Here is an 18730-nt window from a genome sequence, read left to right on the forward strand (position 1 = left end):
GGAGATTTCCCGCGCCTTGCTGAGTCAGGATGCAGGCAGATGGGTTGCCATGGGCTGAAACGCGCCGTTCCAATAGGCCAACGCGTCAACTTGCCCCGAAACATGAACCGCGCGAACCTTGCCGATGATGATCGAATGCGTCGCGCGGTCGATGATTTCCGCAACTTCGCAGTCGAACGCCACGGGTGCATCCGCCAATAGGGGCGCGCCGGTTTCGGCCGTTGTCCATTTTGCGCCGTCATAACGCCGGACGCCTGAAACGCCGCCGAACCCGGCAAAGCGTTCCGCGACGCCGCGATGCTCAGCCCCCAGCGAAGACCAGCCAAAACAACGGTACTTGGAAATCAGAGGCCAGGTCGAGGCATCCCGATTAAGGCAGAACAGCACTTGCGGCGGCTCCGCGCTCAGCGAGATGCCCGAGGTGACGACCAGCCCCGAGCGATCCTCACCACGACCCGCCGTGATCACCGTGCAATGGCCGATCTGCTGGCGCATGGCACGCGTGAAATCGGCAGGGGCGATTTCCCGGCCCATCTCAGATGGCTCCGACAAGGGCCGCCTCTCGCGAGGCTCCGGTTTCATGATCCCGAATGCCAGCTTCGGCCAGTCGGGGCAGCACCTCGTCGCGGAACAGGGGGAATTCCTTGACGTAGTCGACAAAGGACAGTGTTGTGCCTGCGAACCCGGTCTCATGCAGGGTGATCAACCCCTGAGCGACCTGTTCGGGTGTGCCAACCAGAGGGAAGCCACCATGGCCAAGCGCCATGGAATCGCGGATTTGCGCCAACAGGTCGTGTGGAAAGCTCTGGGCATGCGCGAATTGCAGACGCACCAGGTTGTCCGTGGCGTCCCAGTCGATGTTTTCCATCACGTAATCGCGGTATTCCTGCGCTTCGGCCTCGGTTTCGCGGCAGATCACGTGGCTGAACGTCAGCACGCCAACATCACGGGCCTTGCCGCGCGCCTTGTCTTTCAGTTCCTTGATCTCACTGCGCGACCGCTCCAAGTCGATTGCAGGTGTGAAAAGATAGTTGGCGTTCTGCGTTGCAAACTCACGACCAAGACCGGACCCTGCCGCGTTCAGAATGGGAACCTCGCCATTCACCGGCCACGGATCCCCTTTCACACCCTTGAGCGAAAAGTTCTCGCCGTTCCAATCGAAATGCTCCTTACTTCTCCAGAGCTTCTTGATGATGTCGTACCATTCCTGCGCATAACCGTATCGTGTCTCGTGATCGTCCGGCAGGGAAAGGCCGAGGGCTTCGTATTCCGGTTTGTTCCAACCGGCGACGATGTTCAGCCCGGCACGGCCCTGACCGACCTGGTCCATCGTCGCGATCTGTTTGGCGACAACGACCGGATGGTTCGCAGCGGTGTGGATCGTGGCGAAGACGGTCAGGTTCTTCGTATTGGCCAGAAGGGCGGTTGCCCAAGTAACCGTTTCCAGAACGCCACCGTGAAAATCCGTCTCGCCGCCATATCCTATCCAGCGCGCAATCGGCAGCATGAAGTCGATGCCAGCCTCGTCCAGCATCTTGCCCAGGGCAAGGTTGTTCTCCCAGCTGTTGTCCCAGCGCTCCGAAAGCTTGCTGACCGTCATGCCCGAAGAGCAATTGGACGAAAAGGTTCCAAGCTTGAACCCTTCCTTTTGAAGCATCTTGTTGGTGGTCATGGTCGTCTCTCCTGTTGGATAGGTTTTTAAATTTACTTTCGGATTGATTTTTTATTTGAAGCATGAAGCACCCAATCGACTTGAGTCAAGCCTCTTGTCGGGCGAAGCTTTGCAGTGGCGGATCACACGGAAGGAACGGGATATGACGGAGGAAGATCAGAAAGACCGCAGCGGGCTCGATTTCCGCTGGCACTTATCCTCTGATCCGCTGGAAATCCGAACCACAGAGTTGGAATTCGCACTGATGCGAACCTTCGAGAGTTTTGGCCGTTGGCAGGCCGAATGCCTGATCGGGGCATCGGGGCTGACATTGAGCGGACCCGAAAACGCCCTGCTGCACATCATTCGGATGAACGACCGCCCAAAGACCGTCAAGGAACTGGCCCGCCTAACCAATCGCGACGATATACCCAACATACAGTATTCATTGAGGAAAATGGTGTCCGAGGAGTTGGTGGTGAAAAAGGGCACCAACCGTTCGGGCGTCACCTATGAGGCCACCGAAAAGGGACGGCGTGCGACGGATGTTTATGCCGAGATCAGGCGCAAACTGCTGATCGAAGAGCTGTCGGAACTCCCCGATTTCGCCAATCGATTGGAAGAGGTCACGCGGGTTCTCAACATCTTGTCCGGCATTTACGAGGAAGTGTCTCGCGTGGTCGCCACGCATCGCCGCTGATCAGGCTTGTCGCGCCCGGCGCAATGTCTCGATCGGCGAGCATCCGAACTTCGCGCGGTATTGCTGCCCGAACCGTCCGAGGTGAAAGAAGCCTAGGGCAGTCGCGACGTCGGTCACACTTGTGTTTGGTCCGGGATGGCTCAAGTCCTGCCACGCCTGTTCCAGCCGCATTTCTCGCAGGACCGTCATCGGAGACCGGCCACGACTCTCGCGAAAAGCGCTCTGCAAGGCGCGTGGGCTTACTCCGGCCTCTGCTGCCATCACTTCCAGTGTGATGGGGTTGCCGAGGTTCGCCGTCATGAACGCTTCGGCCAACCGTACCGCCCGCGGTCCTGCAGCCGGGGCGGGCACGTCACTCAGATTATGGCTCTGGCTTTGAAGAAGACCCACCATCAGTGTTGTTTCGACCTGCTCGGCCATCAGGTCCGGCCCATCGAACAAGTTGCACCCGAAGTCAGCCTCGCGGACCACATGCTCCAGCAACCCGGCAAAAGCCCGCCCGGACCCGTGCGACAAGGCGTTGGACCCCGCGAATCGCAATGCCGCGCCAGCCGGCAACCCAAACCGGGTGCGTGCCAAGGCCTCCAGCGCCGTGCGTTCGACCTGAATCATTACCTGCACGCAGTCCTCGCTCCAGATCATGCAGGTTTCGGCGTCGGGGTTCAGCACACCGCTGCGACCACCGCCGATCTCATGGATGTTATCCCCATTGCTGACAGAGGCATGGCCCCGGATCGGAAACTGGAACAGGAAAAATCGCTCCAGCGCGCCGGGCGCAATCATCGTTTTCGACCCGTAGGTCATGATGTTGACCGACAGCGACCGTCCCTCGATCCGGTTCTGAACCGCTGAAAACGTGCCACCGCGCACCACGTCCAGCCGATGGTCGCAATAGACCCGCGCGACCCGCGCGCGCGCCTCGTCGACATCCGCCGAAGAAAACAGCCGATGACCCGCCAGCGGCAGAATCGCCCCTTGTCCAAGGGACAAGTCGAACGGTCCTGGCTGTCGCGTCACGGGCACCTCCACCGCCGGATATTTCGGGTTTGAAGTTGTTATTTGCGCAATCCGGATAACGCCATCGTTCAGAGGATAGCGGCAATCCCCCCGCAACGATCAAGCTTTCTTTTCAGATCATAAGAAACAGGGAGAACATCATGCGCGGACTTAAAGGCAAGACAGCCATCGTGCCCGGCGGCGCAACCAAGATCGGCGCAGCCATCGTCGCCGCCTTTCGCGAGCACGGGGCAAACGTGGTGATCGCCGATATCAATGCCGAGGCAGGCAAAACGCTCGAGACCGAGGGCGTCGCCTTTATCGAGGCGAACCTGCGGTCGGACGCCGACGTGGCCAAGATCGTGCAATTCGCCAAGGACAGGTTCGGGCGGATCGATTTTCTTGTGAACGTAGCCGCCACCTATCTGGACAATGGCGCCGAAAGCACACGCACCCAATGGTTGGAAGCTCTGGATGTAAACCTCGTCGGCTCGGTGATGCTGATGCAGGCCGCGCGCGAGGAACTGGCCCGTAACAAGGGGGCGATCGTCAATTTCGGCTCGATATCGGCCCGGATCGCACAGACCGGTCGCTGGCTCTACCCTGTCAGCAAGGCGGCCATCCTGCAATTGACGCGTAGCCAGGCGATGGACCTTGCGGCCGATGGCATCCGTGTCAACGCGGTCTCTCCGGGCTGGACTTGGTCCAATATCATGGACGAGCTGACAGGCGGAAACCGCGACAAGACTGACAAGGTTGGCGCCGATTTCCATCTTTTCCCTCGGGTTGGAGACCCCGAAGAAGTCGCCAACACGGTGATGTTCCTGTGCTCGGACGAGGCGAGCTTCATCACCGGAACCGATATCCGTGTCGATGGCGGATACACCGCCATGGGGCCAGAGCGGGCCGAACCCGCCATTCCGCGCCTCATGGACTGAACAACCACACCAACAGGAGAGACAAGATGAAAAGCATCAGCATCGTGGGCGGCGGTCAATCCGGCCTGCAACTCGGGATTGGCCTTCTGCAAAAGGGTTACGACGTAAAGATCATTCAGGATCGTACCGGAGAGGAAATCGCCAGCGGTCGGGTCCTGTCATCCCAATGCCAGTTCGACGCGGCCCTGCAACATGAGCGCGATCTGGGATTGAACTACTGGGAAGACGAATGCCCGCCGGTCGAAGGCATCTCTTTCGTCGTGCCCAACCCCGAAGGTCCTGGCAAGGCGATCGACTGGTCCGCGCGGCTCGATGACAAGGCGCAATCCGTGGATCAGCGCGTCAAGATGCCCCGCTGGCTGGAGGAGTTCGAACAGCTGGGCGGCAAGCTCGAAATCGCCTCGGCCGACGTGGCCAAACTCGAGCTTGAAGCGAAAGGCGCCGATCTGGTGATCGTCGCCTCGGGCAAAGGTGAAATCGGCAAGCTGTTCGAGCGCGACGCCGACCGCTCGACCTTCGACGCGCCGCAACGGGCCCTTGCGCTGACCTATGTGCATGGGATGAGGCCGCGCGAACCCTTCTCGGCGGTCAACTTCAACCTGATCCCCGGTGTCGGCGAATACTTCGTCTTTCCCGCCCTCACCACCACGGGACCCTGCGAGATCATGGTGTTCGAGGGCATCCCCGGTGGCCCGATGGATTGCTGGAAGGATGTGAAGACACCGGCAGAACACCTTGCGAAATCCAAGGAGATTCTGAACACCTTTCTCCCATGGGAGGCCGACCGCTGCCACAACGTCGAACTGACCGACGAAAATGGCATCCTTGCCGGTCGTTTTCCTCCGACCATTCGCAAGCCGGTCGGGACACTGCCTTCAGGCGCCAAGGTCATGGGGCTCGGCGACGCCGTATGCCTGAACGATCCGATCACCGGGCAAGGCGCAAACAATGCCGCCAAGGCGGCAGCCGTCTACCTGGATGCGATCCTGGCACATGGCGACCGACCTTTTGACGAGGCATGGATGAGTGCAACGTTCGAGCGGTTCTGGGACTATGCGCAATGGGTCGTGCGCTGGACGAACATGATGCTGCTGCCGCCCCCGCCCTTCGTTCTGGACATCATGGGCTCAGCGCAGGTGCTGCCGGGCCTCGCACAGCGCATCGCCAACGGGTTCGACGATCCGCGCGACTTCTTCCCATGGTTCGCCGATTCGAACGCGGCCCAGGATTACCTGACCAGCCTGCAGGCGGCGTGACATGACGGTCGATGTTCCAACCTTTCGGCGTACGATGGGCCTGTTTCCCGGCGCGGTAACCCTGATCACCACCGGTTCGGGCGACCTGCGCCGCGGGATCACCGCAACAGCGGTCTGTTCGGTCACCGACAACCCGCCCAGCCTGCTTGTCTGCGTCAACCGCAAGACCGGCACCTGCATGGAGATCGCACGCCTCGGGCTATTCTCGGTCAATCTTCTAGGTCAGGATCATGCTGACGTGGCCATGGCTTTCGCTGGGGCGCACGGCGTGACCGGGCCTGAGAAGTTCGACTTCGGGCATTGGATCACCTGCCCTCAAGGCCTCCCCCGGCTCAGTGGTGCTTTGGCAAGCATCTCGTGCAAGGTCACCGCCACCACCGAGGCAGGTGGGCATTCGGTCTTCATCGGCCGGATCGAGGACGTTGCCTTTGCCGATGAGGATGGCGGTGCCTTGGTTTACGCCCAATCCCGTTTCCACAGGCTACAATCCGTGGCCTGATCCTCCCCAACTTCGCGGCCCCGCAAGCCTGCCGGGGCCGTGCCTTTTAGTTTGTGGTCAAAGTTGGGTCAGGACACCCTTTCTCTGCAAGCATCTGTTTTCCATCGTCCAATATGCCAGAAGAAATCTTTTTGACCTCCTGTTATTTTATACTTGAAGTATATTTCGGCGCCGCTACCCTAATCACAAACAACCTCAGAAGGCTTCGACATGAAAATCGCTGTTCTCGGCGGCGGACCCGCCGGCCTTTACTTCGCCATCTCGATGAAACTGCGGGATGAAAACCACCAGATCACCGTATACGAGCGTAACCGGGCCGATGATACGTTCGGGTGGGGCGTGGTCCTTTCGGATGAGACGATGTCGAATTTCGAGGGCAACGATCCCGTCACCAACCAGATGATCCGCGGCAGCTTTGCCTATTGGGACGACATCAAGGTCGTTCGCGGCGACGAGGCGATGACGTCTTCCGGTCATGGGTTTTGCGGGATCGGACGCAAAAAGATGCTGCTGCTGCTTCAGGAGCGCGCCCGGGCTCTGGGTGTCGAAACCGTGTTCGAAACCGAGATCACGCCCGAACGGATCGAGGAACTGAAAAATTCCAACGACCTCCTCGTTGCCGCCGATGGCCTGAACTCTCGCACCCGCAGCATTTACGCGGATAAGTTCCAACCCGAGATCGACATGCGCCGCAACCATTTCGTTTGGCTCGGCACACATCAGAAGTTCGACGACGCGTTTACCTTCATTTTCGAAAAGACCGAACATGGCTGGGTCTGGGCCCATGCCTACCAGTTTGACGATGATACGGCGACGTTCATCGTCGAATGCGGCCCAGAAACCTATGAGGCTTTCGGCTTTGCCAACCTGAACCAGCAGGAAAGCATCGCGCTGTGCGAACGGATCTTCGAAAAGCACCTCGGCGGCCATAGCCTGATGACCAATGCCAACCATATTCGCGGCTCGGCCTGGATCCGGTTCCCGCGCGTGACCTGCGAGAACTGGCATTTCGACAACGTGGTGCTGCTGGGCGACGCCTCGGCCACAGCCCACTTTTCGATCGGATCGGGATCCAAGCTTGGCATGGAAAGCGCGATCGCGCTTGCCAATGAGTTGCATTCCGGCAAACCCCTTGCCGAGGCGCTCGACAGCTACCAAGAGGACCGCAAGCTGCAAGTTCTGCGCGTCACCTCCGCCGCGCGCAATTCCACCGAATGGTTCGAAGAGATCGACCGCTATCTCGACCTCGACATGATGCAGTTCAACTATGCGCTGCTGACCCGGTCGCAACGTATCAGCCACGAGAACCTGCGGCTGCGCGATCCTGAATGGCTTGCCTCTGCCGAGGCATGGTTCCAAAGCCAGTCGGGCACAAATTCCAACCGGCGACCGATGTTCGCGCCCTTCAAACTGCGCAATCTGACACTGACCAACCGGGTCGTCGTCTCGCCCATGGCGCAGTACAAGGCCAAGGATGGGATGCCCACGGATTGGCATTTCTCGCATTACGCCGAACGCGCCAAAGGTGGTGCCGGGCTGATCTTTACCGAGATGCTTTGTGTCAGCCTCGAAGGTCGTATCACCCCCGGATGCCCTTGTATCGGACCCGAGCAGGTGCCGGCCTGGACCCGACTGACCGATTTTGTTCACGCCGAGACCGAAGCCAAGCTATGCGCTCAGATCGGTCATGCCGGGCGCAAGGGATCGACGCGACTAGCCTGGGACGGCATCGATCAGCCGCTCCCGCATGGCGAAACATGGCCGTTGATTTCCGCCTCCGCAATTCCGCTCGCCGATGGCAACGTCGTGCCCAAGGAAATGGATCGCGCCGACATGGACATGGTCAAGGAACAGTTCAGTCGGGGGGTGAAAGCGGCGCTTGATGCGAATTTCGACATGATCGAAATGCACGCGGCACATGGTTACTTGCTGGCCTCCTTCATATCACCCATCACCAACACGCGCTCGGACGAATACGGCGGGTCGCTTGAAAACAGGATGCGCTTCCCTCTCGAAGTGTTCGAAGCGATGCGTGAGGCATGGCCCGAAGACCGCCCAATGACGGTACGTATCTCGGCGCATGACTGGATGGGCGAGGATGGGGTAACGCCCGACGAGGCCGTGAAAATCGCGGCGCTGTTCAAGCAGGCTGGTGCCGATGCGATCAACGTCTCTTCTGGCCAGACCGACAAACGCGAACAGCCTGTCTATGGCCGCATGTTCCAGGTTCCCTTCGCCGACCGCGTCCGGCAAGAGGTTGGCCTGCCCACATTGGTTGCGGGCAACATCTACGAACCGGATCACGTCAATTCTATCCTGATGGCAGGTCGCGCCGATCTTGTCCTTCTGGCCCGCCCGCATCTGACCGATCCTTACTGGACGATGCATGCCGCGGTCGAACTTGGCGATCAGGAACAGGTCTGGCCGAAACCCTATGAAAGCGCTAGGCGCCAGGCCTACACCCTTGCCGAACGCGCACAGGCCATGGCCATATGAACCTGTCAGGAAAGACCGCATTTGTAACCGGCGGCGGGACCGGGGTGGGGGCGGAAATCGCCCTCTCACTGGCCGAGGCCGGGGTATGCGTCACCATCTGCGGTCGTCGCGCCGAACCGCTCGAAGTAACTGCGGCGCGTCACCAGCGCATCCAGGCAAAGGTCTGCGATATCACCGATGAGACTGCGCTCGCATCGGCAATGGCCGAAATCTCTCCGGATATCGTGATTGCCAACGCCGGAGCCTCGGAAAGCGCGCCGCTGGTCAAGACCGAACGCGCTGCGTTCGAGCGAATGGTCGAAATCAACCTGACGGGCACTTTCCTGACACTGCGCGAAGGGTTGCGCGCGATGAAAGACAAGCCTTGGGGGCGTTTCATCGCGATCGCGTCGACCGCCGGTTTGAAAGGGTACGCCTATGTCGCACCTTACTCTGCAGCCAAGCATGGCGTGATCGGGCTGGTCAAATCCGCGGCTTTGGAGGTTGCGCGAAAAGGCATCACCGTGAACGCGATCTGCCCCGGGTTCCTCGATACAGAGATGACCGAGCGATCCATCGCGAACATCGTTGAAAAGACAGGCCGCAGCGCGGAAGAGGCGCGCGCCTCGCTCGAAGCGACGAACCCGATGCACAGGCTGGTCCCACCCGGTGATGTGGCACGTGCCGTGTTGTGGCTGTGTGGCGATGGCTCGGAAATGGTCACTGGTCAGGCGATCTCGATTTCGGGGGGGGAAACATGAACCAGATGTTCACCTTGCGTCGCCAGGTAGAGTTCAATCACTGCGACCCGGCCGGCATCGTTTTCTATCCACGGTATTTCGAGATGATTTCGGCCACGGTCGAACGGTTTCTTGCGGACGAGATCGATCTGGCATGGGCAGACATGGATTTTCGCTCCGGTGCCGGAACCCCCCTTGGTGAAATCGAGGCCCGCTTTCATGCGCCCTCGCGGTTGGGCGACAAGCTGGAGCTTTCGCTGCAGGTGGAGCGCATTGGGCGCAGCTCCTTTACTGCTCGGATAACCTGTGCCTGCGTGGGCGAGGCGCGGTTCACTTGTCGCGCCACCATGATCCACACGAACATCGATGCTGGTGGCTCGCAACCGTGGCCGGCCGAAGCACGCGCCCGGATGACACGATTCCTGATCGACGGGTCGGATGCCACCCTGAAATCTGCTTGACGCGGCCATCCGGGTCGCGCTTACCCGCTTTGCCCCGGCCCAACATGTTGATAGAGGAAACGGACTCATCGCCGACACTTTGCAGGACACTTCGATGAACACTTCCACGTCGCATCGAATCGAAGATGATCATCTGGCCCGCCAGCGTGTTCGCCTTTGGCTGCAGATGCTCAAGGCGACACGTCACGTCGAGGCCGCGCTGCGCGAGCGCCTTCGCGAAGGATACGGCACCACCCTGCCGCGCTTCGACGTTCTCGCGACCCTGCATTCGCGGCCCGACGGAATGCGCATGAGCGAGTTGTCTCAACACCTTGTCGTATCCAACGGGAATGTCACCGGGCTGGTCGACCGGCTCGTCGCCGAAGGGCTTGTTGAACGAGAGACGCTCGAAACCGATCGGCGGGCTTTTGTCGTCAGGATTACCGAAACGGGCAAAGCTCTCATGGACGAGATGACCGCCAGCCACCTTTCCTGGATCGACGAGTTCCTTGGAAACGTGACCGAGGCCGATGTCGCCCGCGGTATTTCCATAATGCTCGATATCCGCCACAACGGATAGACTGGCGGACAAACCCCCACTTACTTCACAACTAAAACAAAAACTCGAACATCGCCTTGGCGGGTTCCTTCTGCACGCGCGACGCTCATGCTGCACCCGCAGCATTGCCATCGTAGGTCGCAATTTTTGACCTAATACTGTCTATTTTCCGGTCATTTGCGCCACCCACATGGGCTGGACACAAAGAAAACGCGCAATGTGAAACTTTGTACTTGAAGTAATGAGAAACATGCAGTTGCATATTTCTCGGACATCACACCGCCCAGAACAAGACAGGGAGAGCTTTCATGACTAATCAGGACACACTTGCCAGCCTTGCCACGGGCCTGCTCGACGGATCGATCAGGGTGGTGGATTGCTCGGGGCCGCTGGGGCCCGACACGCCGATCCTTCGCCTACCCGAGGATTTCGCCAAGAACACGCCCAAGGTGGAAATTCATAAAATTTCGAAATATGACGAGGATGGCCCGTTCTTCGCGTGGAACTGGCTGAAACTGGGTGAGCATTCCGGAACCCATTACGATGCGCCGCATCACTGGATCACCGGCAAGGACTATCCCGACGGGTCCGTGGACACGATGAACCCGCAGTATTTCGTGGCGCCCGCAAACGTCATCGACTGCTCCAAAGAGGCCGACGAAGATCCCGATTTCCTGCTTACCGCCGACCACATCAAGGCGTGGGAAGCCGAGCATGGCGAAATCAAGGAAGGCGAATGGGTCCTGATGCGCACCGATTGGGACAAGTTCAACACGGACGAGGAGAAATTCCTCAACGCAGACGATACCGGCCCCCATACACCCGGGCCGACCGCTGACGCGATCCAGTACCTGATGGAAGACCGAAAGGCACTTGGATGGGGCAGCCAATGCATTGGTACGGATGCCGGCAAGGCCGGTGAATTCGAGATCCCGTTCCCCGCGCATAATCTGCTGCACAAGCACAACCGCTATGGCCTCGCATCGCTTGCCAATCTCGACCAACTACCGCCCAAGGGCGCGATCTTCGTTGCCGCACCCTTGAAGATCGTCAAAGGCACCGGCTCCCCGATCCGCGCTTTGGCACTCGTCGCAAACTGAGGCGCGCGCATGTCCGGACCTGTCACCAATCCTGATGTCGCTATCATCGGCTCGGGCATCAATGCCCTTGCTGCCGGAGCGATGCTCGCCAAAAGCGGCAAACGCGTCGCGGTCTTTGAGCGTGAAGAGGTGGCAGGCGGTTGCATGCGCACCGAAACACTGGCCGAGGGAGTCACATACGATCCCCTCGCCACCACTTTCGTCCTTTGGGTGACCGGGGCCGCACATGGCGCGTTGGCGGATGATCTTGCGCGGCACGGGGTCGAATTCTGCGCCACCGACACGCCGACCGGTGTTCTGCTGCCGGACGGGCGGGCGCTGACCTACACGATAGATCGGACGCGTAACATCGCGGCCTTTGACGCGGCGCATGACGGCGACGGCAAACGACTCGCCGCCGATCTGGACGCTTTTGCCGGAAATGCCGACTTGCTGTTCGGGTTGATGGGTGGCGACCCGTGGTCGCGCCCCACCGCCAAGATGCTTGGTCGCGAAGCGTGGAAGCGCGGGACCCATGGCCTTGCATCCACCCTGGGCGGGGCGCTCTCGTCGATGCGCGGCTGGGTTGAGACTTCGTTTTCATCCGACCTGTCACGCGCCATCTGGGCACCGTGGTGCCTGCACGCGGGTTTGGGCCCGGAGGCGGCCTTTTCAGGACAGATGGGCCAGGTGATCGGCTTCGCTCTCGAAGCTGCGGGCGCCCCGATCATCAAGGGCGGCTCCGCCAACATGGTCCGCGGCCTGGTGGCGATCATCGAAGAAAACGGCGGCATCGTCCGGACCGGCGCAAATGTCGACGAAATAATGGTCAGCAATCGCCGTGCGGTCGGGCTTCGCCTGTCCGACGGTAACACCATCACCGCTCGCACGATCCTGGCGTCGACGACTCCGCACCAGCTTTACGGCGATCTCGCGCCGCAGCCCGAACATGCGGATGACTTGCGTCGCTACCGCTATGGCAAAGGCAATTTCCAGCTCCACTACCTGCTTGATGGCCCTGTCGGCTGGAAAACCGAAGGACTGGACAAGGTGCAGCTCCTGCACCTCACACCGGGCCTCGACGGTGTCTCGAAGGCCGGGAACGAAGCAGAACGTGGCCTGTTGCCCGAGGTTCCGACGATCTGTGTCGGCCAGCCCTGCGCCGCCGACCCGACGCGCGCACCCGACGGAAAAACCGTCCTTTGGCTTCAGATGCCCGAAGCCCCGCGCGAGGTGAAAGGTGACGCGGCAGGCCAGATCGAAACGCCCGCCGATGGCACGTGGACCGAGGCGCTGCGCGACGCCTTTGCCGACAGGATCGAGGGTGTCCTTTCCGATCACATTAGTAACTTCAAATCGCGCGTGGTGACACGACGCGCCCTGTCGCCCGCCGATCTGGAGCGGTACAACGTGAACCTCGTGGGTGGTGATCCCTATGGCGGAGCCTGCACGCTGGACCAGTTCTTCTTGTTCCGCCCCTTCCCCACCAGCAAACGGCACGAGACCGGGATCAAGGGGCTGCACCATATCGGTGCATCGACCCATCCGGGTCCGGGCTTGTCCGGCGGCTCCGGGTACCTGGTCGCCAAGGAGCTCGGCGCATGATCCATCAGCGGCCCGAAGAGCTCGAAGAGTTCACACCCTACCTGATGAACCGCATCATGGCGCGGTACAACAAGGGGGTTGAGGCCGCACTGCGCGAGGTCGGCGTCACGGTTGCTCAGATGCGAGCCTTGGCGGTTCTGGCCGATAACGGAACATGTACGATCAACGAGCTTTCGGTTCTGACTGTCATCAAGCAGTCGACGCTATCCCGCGCGCTAGACGGGATGGAAACCGCGGGCCTCGTCCGCCGCGAAGCACAGGACGGCGACAGCCGCGTCCGCCGCATTACGCTGACGAAGGCAGGTCGCGCCGCCTATGACGCTGCATGGCCCGAAATGCTGCGTGCACGCGACCGGATGCTGGCCCCGCTCGACGAACGTGAACGGGCAGAGTTCAACAACACGTTGCTGCGGATCTTTTACGACATCCGCCACCACGATTTCTGACGCGCCCCTTGCGGGCAGCGCAGCAGACCAAGGAGACCACCCATGGCAGAACGTTCATTCGCCAAGGAAGTCCAGAAACTGACAAAGGGAGAGGGCGAAACCTTCTCTGGCGAGGGTATCCTGGCCATCACAAAGGCGCTGTTGGAAAACGGCGTCGGCTATGTCGGCGGCTACCAGGGGTCGCCCATCAGCCACCTGATGGACGTTCTTGCAGACGCGCAAGAGATCCTGGGAGAGCTTGGCGTGCATTTCGAGGCCTCTGCATCCGAGGCGACGGCCACCGCGATGCTCGCCGCCAGTGTTCACTATCCGATCCGAGGCGCAGTCACCTACAAGTCGGTCGTCGGCACCAACGTGGCCTCTGACGCCCTTTCAAACCTCGCCTCGGGCGGTGTGACGGGCGGCGCCTTGATCATCGTGGGCGAGGATTACGGCGAAGGCTCCTCGATCATGCAGGAACGGACCTATGCCTTTGCGATGAAAAGTTCGGTCTGGATGCTGGACCCGCGCCCCAACCTGCCCTCGATCGTCAAGACCGTCGGGGCCGGGTTCGAGCTCTCCGAGGCTTCGAACACGCCTGTGATGCTTCAGGTCGGCATCCGCTCCTGTCACGTTCACGGCCATTTCACGGCCTCCGACAACAAGCGGCCGCCCGTCACCGTGTCGGACGCGCTGGAAAACCCGAAACGCGACCTCAATCGCATCGTGCTGCCGCCCGCGACCTACCTGCACGAGAATGAAAAACTGACCAAGCGCATGCCCGCCGCCCAGGACTTCATCCTCGAAAAGGGGATCAACGAGAGGATGGGAAAGCCCGGTTCAAAGGTCGGGCTGATCCTGACCGGGGGCAGCTACAACACCGTCATTCGCGCGCTCAACCGCCTCGACCTCGCCGACATCTACGGTGACACGGATCTGGACCTGCTGGTGCTCAACTGTGTATTCCCGCTGGTCGAAAGCCAGATCATGGAATTCTGCGAAGACAAGGATGCCGTGCTGATCGTCGAGGAAGGTCAGCCCAATTACATCGAGCAGCAGATCGCCCACATGCTCTACAAGTCGGGCAAGCGCATCGCGCTGGAAGGCAAGGGCAAGCTGCCGATGGGCGGCGAGTATACCGGACAGGTCATGGTCGACGGTATCGCCGACTTTCTGGCGGATCATACGCCTTCGTTGCTGCCCGTCGCCAAGGTTGCAACCAACGAAACCCCTGTCGAGATTCCCGACCTGTCACAAACGCTGCCGCCGCGCCCGCCGGGTTTTTGCACAGGATGCCCAGAACGGCCGATCTTTGCCGCGACCAAGCTGGTCGAGCAGGAATTGGGAGAGCACCATATCTCGTCCGATATCGGCTGCCATCTTTTCTCGATCATGCCACCCTTCGACATCGGCGCGACAACGATGGGCTACGGCCTCGGTCCCGCCTCGGCCGCGGCCTTTCACAACGAAAACCCCAAGGGCCGCCGCTCCATCTCATTCGTGGGCGATGGCGGCTTCTGGCATAACGGGCTGACCTCTTCGATCGGCAATGCGGTCTTCAACAAGTCCGACAACGTCATCGTCATCGTCGACAACTATTATTCTGCCGCAACAGGCGGACAGGACATCCTGTCGTCACGTGCAGACAACCGCACCAAGCAGACGCAGAACTCCATCACCGATGCGGTCAAGGGTATGGGGGTCAAATGGGTTCGCCAGATTGATCGCACCTACGACGTCACCAAGATGCGCGACACGTTGAAAGAGGCGCTGACCACCGAAGAGACCGGCCCAAAGGTCATCGTCGCCTCCTCGGAATGCATGCTCAACAAGCAGCGCCGCGTGAAACCGCAACTCGCCAAGGCCGCAAAGGACGGCAAGCGCGTCGTCCGGCCTCGCTTCGGCGTGGATGAAGACGTCTGTACAGGCGATCATGCCTGCATGCGTCTTTCAGGCTGTCCGTCACTGTCGGTCAAGGACACCGGCGACCCGCTGCGCGACGACCCGGTCGCGGCCATCGACCAGACTTGCGTGGGATGCGGAAACTGCGGCGAGGTGGCCGACGCCGCCGTGCTGTGCCCCTCGTTCTACGAGGCGCAGATCGTCACCAACCCCACAGCTTCCGAGAAACGCCGGGCCAGCCGCGCGCAACGCCTGATTGGCTGGCTGCAATCACGCCGCGCAGCACGCCGTATCGCGCTGGTTTGAGGGATAGCACCATGAACATGCAAGCAAGCCCCGTCATCGCCCGCCGCTCTCCCGGCCCGCAGGGAGAAAAGATCATCACGCTCGCCGCGCTCGCAGTCGGTGGCCAAGGCGGCGGCGTTCTGACCAATTGGATCGTCGAAGTGGCCGAAGCCAACGGTTACCGCGCACAATCGACATCCGTGGCAGGTGTTGCGCAACGTACCGGCGCCACGATCTATTACATCGAAATGTGCCGCGATACGGGCCGGATGCCGGTCTTTGCCCTTTCTCCTGCGGTCGGCGATGTCGACATCCTGATGGCCGCGGAACTGATGGAAGGCGGCCGCGCGATCATGCGTGGCTTCGTCACGCCCGGACGCACCACTATGATCGCCTCGACCCACCGGATTCCGGCGGTGGCCGAGAAGGTGGTACCGGGCGACGGTCGGGCCAATGGTCCCGAGGTGCTCGACGCGATGGGCATTGCCGCAGACCACGTTGTCGCCTTTGACATGGAGCGCATCGCGAAGGATGCGGGATCCGTTATATCTTCTTCCATGCTGGGGGCACTTGCGGGATCGGGCGCGCTGCCGTTTCCGCGCGAAACCTACGAAGAGGTCATCCGCAAGTCGGGCCGTGGGGTAGAGGCAAGCCTGCGCGCCTTCGTCGAGGCCTACGAGGTCGCCAAGGGTGAAAAACCCGCACCAGTGCCCGATGTGCCGATGGCCAAACCGTCGCCAACCCTGGCCATCCCGGACAAACTGCGCCCGAAATGGGAGGCTTTGGAAAGCCGGCTGGCAAATCTTCCCGTCCCGGCACAGGACATGGCCCGGGCCGGCTTGGCAAAGGTCGTCGATTACCAGGATGTCGCATACGGCGCGCAATATCTCGATATGGTCGAGCGGATCGCAGCATTGGACGCCGCGCCCTTCGACCTGACGGACAATGCCGCGAAATACTGCGCCCGCGCGCTCTGCTACGATGACATCCTGCGCGTGGCTGACCTCAAGACGCGGGCGTCGCGCTTTGACCGTGTACGCGACGAAGTCTCCGTGGATGACGAGCAGGTCTTGATGCTGACCGAGTACTTCCATCCGCGGTTCGAGGAGTTCACCACCACCCTGCCCCGCGGCATCGGCCGCTGGATACAGAGCCGCAAGGAGATCGAGGCGTTTTACACCCGGCATTTCGACAAAGGCCGCCGCATCCGCACCGACCGCATCGGCGGCTTCGTGATGCTCTGGATGGTCTCCGCGCTACGCCCGATGCGCCGCCGCCTGCTGCGACATGACAGCGAGATGGAGCATATCGACCGGTGGTTCACCACGGTAACCGATGTTGCTCAGGAGGATCACGCACTCGCGTCGGAGCTCTTGGCGAATTACCGGCTTATCAAGGGATACTCAGACACGCATGCACGCGGTCTGTCAAAATTCGCCCGCGTGATGGGTGCTCTCGACATGTTGCGCGGCCGCCCCGATGCCGCCGACTGGATGCGTCGCCTGCGGACCGCCGCACTGGAAGACGAAGAGGGCACGGCGCTTGACGGCGCGCTGGCCACCGTGCGCAGCTTTGCCGAGTCTGCGGCATGAGTAAACCGATCATAATCATTGGCGCGGGTATCAACGGGCTCGTTGCCGCTGCCGATCTGGCCAAACACGGAAAAGCCGTTCGGGTCCTCGAACGTGGTCCCACACCAGGCGGCGCGGTCCGGACCGAGGAATTGACACTGCCCGGCTTCCGCCACGACGTCGCCGCGATGAACCTGTCGCTTTTTGCCGGTTCCGGGTTCATGGCTGCGCATGGCGAAGAGATGGCCAACCACGGATTGGAATTCACCCCCATCGACCGCCCGTTTGCACAGGCCCTGGTGCCGGGCGATCATCTTGGCGTGACGACCGACGTCGAAGAGACGCTGTCCAGTTTCCATAGCGAAGCCGACAAGACGCGTTGGCGCGAGATGATGGCAGATTTTCCCGCAAGGGCCGAAGTCGTCGGCGGGCTTCTGGGCACGCCGATGCGCCGCGGACCTTTGGCGAAGTTCCTCTGGAAAAGCTGGCGCAAGCTCGGCACCGGAAAGTCAGTCGAGATTGCGCAGTTCCTTGCAACATCACCCCGCGCCTTTCTCGAGGAGAACTTCGAAGATCCGCGCCTGCGCGCAGCTCTCGCTTCGTGGGGCATGCATCTCGACTTCGCACCCGACATCGCCGGCGGTGCCATCTTTCCGTATCTCGAGGCGATGGCAGGTCAGGCAATGGGCATGGTGATCGGCAAGGGTGGCGCCGACACCGTGACCCGCGCCCTCGTCAAGATGATCGAGGCGCATGGCGGCAGCGTGGAAACCGGAACCGAAGTCACGGGCATCGCGCATGCGGGCGGCAAGGTGACCGGCGTCACGACCGACTCGGGTACCTTTGCCGCGCAGACAGTCCTGGCCGGCCTCGCGCCCAAGCATCTTTTGCGCATGATCGGTGGATCCGGCGATGCTCGGTTCGACCGGGGCCTCACGACTTTCCGTCATGCGCCCGGCACGATGATGCTGCATCTCGCGCTGGACCGGCCCGTGCCTTGGCTTGCGGATCCGCTGGGTCGATTTGCCTATGTCCATATCGGCCGGTCGCTGGATGGCGCGGCGCGCACCTATGCGCAGGCGATGGCCGGTTTGCTGCCAGCCGAACCGCTGCTCGTGGTCGGACAACCAACGCTCTTTGACCCCAGCCGTGCGCCCGAGGGCAAGCACACGCTCTGGGTCCAGGTCCGAATGGTTCCTGCCGAGATCAAGGGCGACGCCGCCGAAAAGATCGCCGCAACCGACTGGACGGACGCACTCGGCCCGATGACCGAACGCGCGCTTGACCTGATCGAGGCGCAGGCACCCGGTTTTCGCGATACGATTGTGGGTCATCGCGCCGTTTCGCCGCTCGATCTCGAGGCAGAAAATCCCAACCTCGTCGGCGGAGACCAGATCTGCGGATCGCATCACATCAGCCAGAATTTCCTGTTCCGGCCCCTGCGCGGCTTTGCCGATGGGACAACCCCCATCTCGGGTCTGCATCTGATCGGTGCGGCCGCATGGCCCGGCGCGGGAACCGGAGCAGGATCAGGATTTTTCACCGCGCAGACGTTGAAATGAGTCCACGAAACCAGACCAGGAAGAACCCGGAAAACACCGGGCCCCAA

The 18730-nt window shown here is 61.0% G+C and carries 17 protein-coding genes; 14 read left to right on the forward strand and 3 right to left on the reverse strand.

Features of this window, described 5'->3' with window-relative positions; translation table 11 throughout:
- Window positions 1-24: 24 nt before the first annotated feature.
- Window positions 25-534 (reverse strand): flavin reductase family protein, encoded by a 510-nt coding sequence (locus ACFORG_RS02540; RefSeq protein WP_386733799.1) that lies wholly within the window; start codon window positions 532-534, stop codon window positions 25-27.
- Between the two features lies 1 nt (window position 535).
- On the reverse strand, window positions 536-1672 hold the full coding sequence (locus ACFORG_RS02545) for an LLM class flavin-dependent oxidoreductase (RefSeq protein ID WP_386733800.1): 1137 nt from the start codon (window positions 1670-1672) through the stop codon (window positions 536-538).
- 142 nt (window positions 1673-1814) lie between these two features.
- Between ACFORG_RS02545 and ACFORG_RS02550 the strand changes: the two genes are divergently transcribed.
- Complete coding sequence (locus tag ACFORG_RS02550; protein ID WP_386733801.1) at window positions 1815-2351, forward strand: winged helix DNA-binding protein; 537 nt, start codon at window positions 1815-1817, stop codon at window positions 2349-2351.
- Here ACFORG_RS02550 and ACFORG_RS02555 read toward each other — a convergent pair whose 3' ends face one another.
- Entirely contained in the window at window positions 2352-3368 is a 1017-nt protein-coding gene (locus ACFORG_RS02555; protein ID WP_386733802.1) for an AraC family transcriptional regulator, read from the reverse strand.
- 140 nt (window positions 3369-3508) lie between these two features.
- Between ACFORG_RS02555 and ACFORG_RS02560 the strand changes: the two genes are divergently transcribed.
- The 13 genes from ACFORG_RS02560 (at window position 3509) to ACFORG_RS02620 (ending at window position 18683) form a co-directional block, all read left to right on the forward strand.
- Entirely contained in the window at window positions 3509-4285 is a 777-nt protein-coding gene (locus ACFORG_RS02560) for an SDR family oxidoreductase (protein WP_386733803.1), read from the forward strand.
- A 26-nt stretch (window positions 4286-4311) separates the two neighbouring features.
- On the forward strand, window positions 4312-5541 hold the full coding sequence (locus ACFORG_RS02565) for a styrene monooxygenase/indole monooxygenase family protein (protein WP_386733804.1): 1230 nt from the start codon (window positions 4312-4314) through the stop codon (window positions 5539-5541).
- A 1-nt stretch (window position 5542) separates the two neighbouring features.
- Window positions 5543-6040 carry a flavin reductase family protein gene (locus ACFORG_RS02570; RefSeq protein WP_386733805.1) on the forward strand — a complete coding sequence of 166 codons (498 nt, stop codon included), beginning with the start codon at window positions 5543-5545 and terminating at the stop codon, window positions 6038-6040.
- Between the two features lie 210 nt (window positions 6041-6250).
- Window positions 6251-8536 carry a bifunctional salicylyl-CoA 5-hydroxylase/oxidoreductase gene (locus ACFORG_RS02575; protein WP_386733806.1) on the forward strand — a complete coding sequence of 762 codons (2286 nt, stop codon included), beginning with the start codon at window positions 6251-6253 and terminating at the stop codon, window positions 8534-8536.
- Window positions 8533-9276, forward strand: a complete 744-nt coding sequence (locus ACFORG_RS02580) for an SDR family NAD(P)-dependent oxidoreductase (RefSeq protein ID WP_386733807.1) — start codon at window positions 8533-8535, stop codon at window positions 9274-9276. The genes ACFORG_RS02575 and ACFORG_RS02580 overlap by 4 nt, the downstream gene beginning before the upstream one ends.
- Window positions 9273-9716 carry an acyl-CoA thioesterase gene (locus ACFORG_RS02585; RefSeq protein ID WP_386733808.1) on the forward strand — a complete coding sequence of 148 codons (444 nt, stop codon included), beginning with the start codon at window positions 9273-9275 and terminating at the stop codon, window positions 9714-9716. Before ACFORG_RS02580 ends, ACFORG_RS02585 begins: the two co-directional genes overlap by 4 nt.
- 94 nt (window positions 9717-9810) lie before the next feature.
- A complete protein-coding gene (locus tag ACFORG_RS02590; RefSeq protein ID WP_386733809.1) occupies window positions 9811-10275 on the forward strand; it encodes a MarR family winged helix-turn-helix transcriptional regulator in 465 nt (154 codons plus the stop codon).
- Between the two features lie 287 nt (window positions 10276-10562).
- A complete protein-coding gene (locus ACFORG_RS02595) occupies window positions 10563-11354 on the forward strand; it encodes a cyclase family protein (RefSeq protein WP_386733810.1) in 792 nt (263 codons plus the stop codon).
- Between the two features lie 9 nt (window positions 11355-11363).
- Window positions 11364-12938 carry a phytoene desaturase family protein gene (locus ACFORG_RS02600; protein WP_386733811.1) on the forward strand — a complete coding sequence of 525 codons (1575 nt, stop codon included), beginning with the start codon at window positions 11364-11366 and terminating at the stop codon, window positions 12936-12938.
- Entirely contained in the window at window positions 12935-13384 is a 450-nt protein-coding gene (locus tag ACFORG_RS02605; RefSeq protein WP_386733812.1) for a MarR family winged helix-turn-helix transcriptional regulator, read from the forward strand. Before ACFORG_RS02600 ends, ACFORG_RS02605 begins: the two co-directional genes overlap by 4 nt.
- Before the next feature lie 42 nt (window positions 13385-13426).
- A complete protein-coding gene (locus tag ACFORG_RS02610) occupies window positions 13427-15571 on the forward strand; it encodes a thiamine pyrophosphate-dependent enzyme (RefSeq protein WP_386733813.1) in 2145 nt (714 codons plus the stop codon).
- Window positions 15572-15582: 11 nt separating this feature from the next.
- A complete protein-coding gene (locus ACFORG_RS02615) occupies window positions 15583-17142 on the forward strand; it encodes an indolepyruvate oxidoreductase subunit beta family protein (protein ID WP_386733814.1) in 1560 nt (519 codons plus the stop codon).
- Window positions 17139-18683: a phytoene desaturase family protein gene (locus tag ACFORG_RS02620; protein WP_386733815.1), complete on the forward strand. Its 1545-nt coding sequence runs from the start codon at window positions 17139-17141 to the stop codon at window positions 18681-18683. Before ACFORG_RS02615 ends, ACFORG_RS02620 begins: the two co-directional genes overlap by 4 nt.
- The last annotated feature ends 47 nt before the right edge of the window (window positions 18684-18730 follow it).

Source organism: Lutimaribacter marinistellae (assembly GCF_042648365.1).
Taxonomy (GTDB): Bacteria; Pseudomonadota; Alphaproteobacteria; order Rhodobacterales; family Rhodobacteraceae; genus Lutimaribacter_A; species Lutimaribacter_A marinistellae.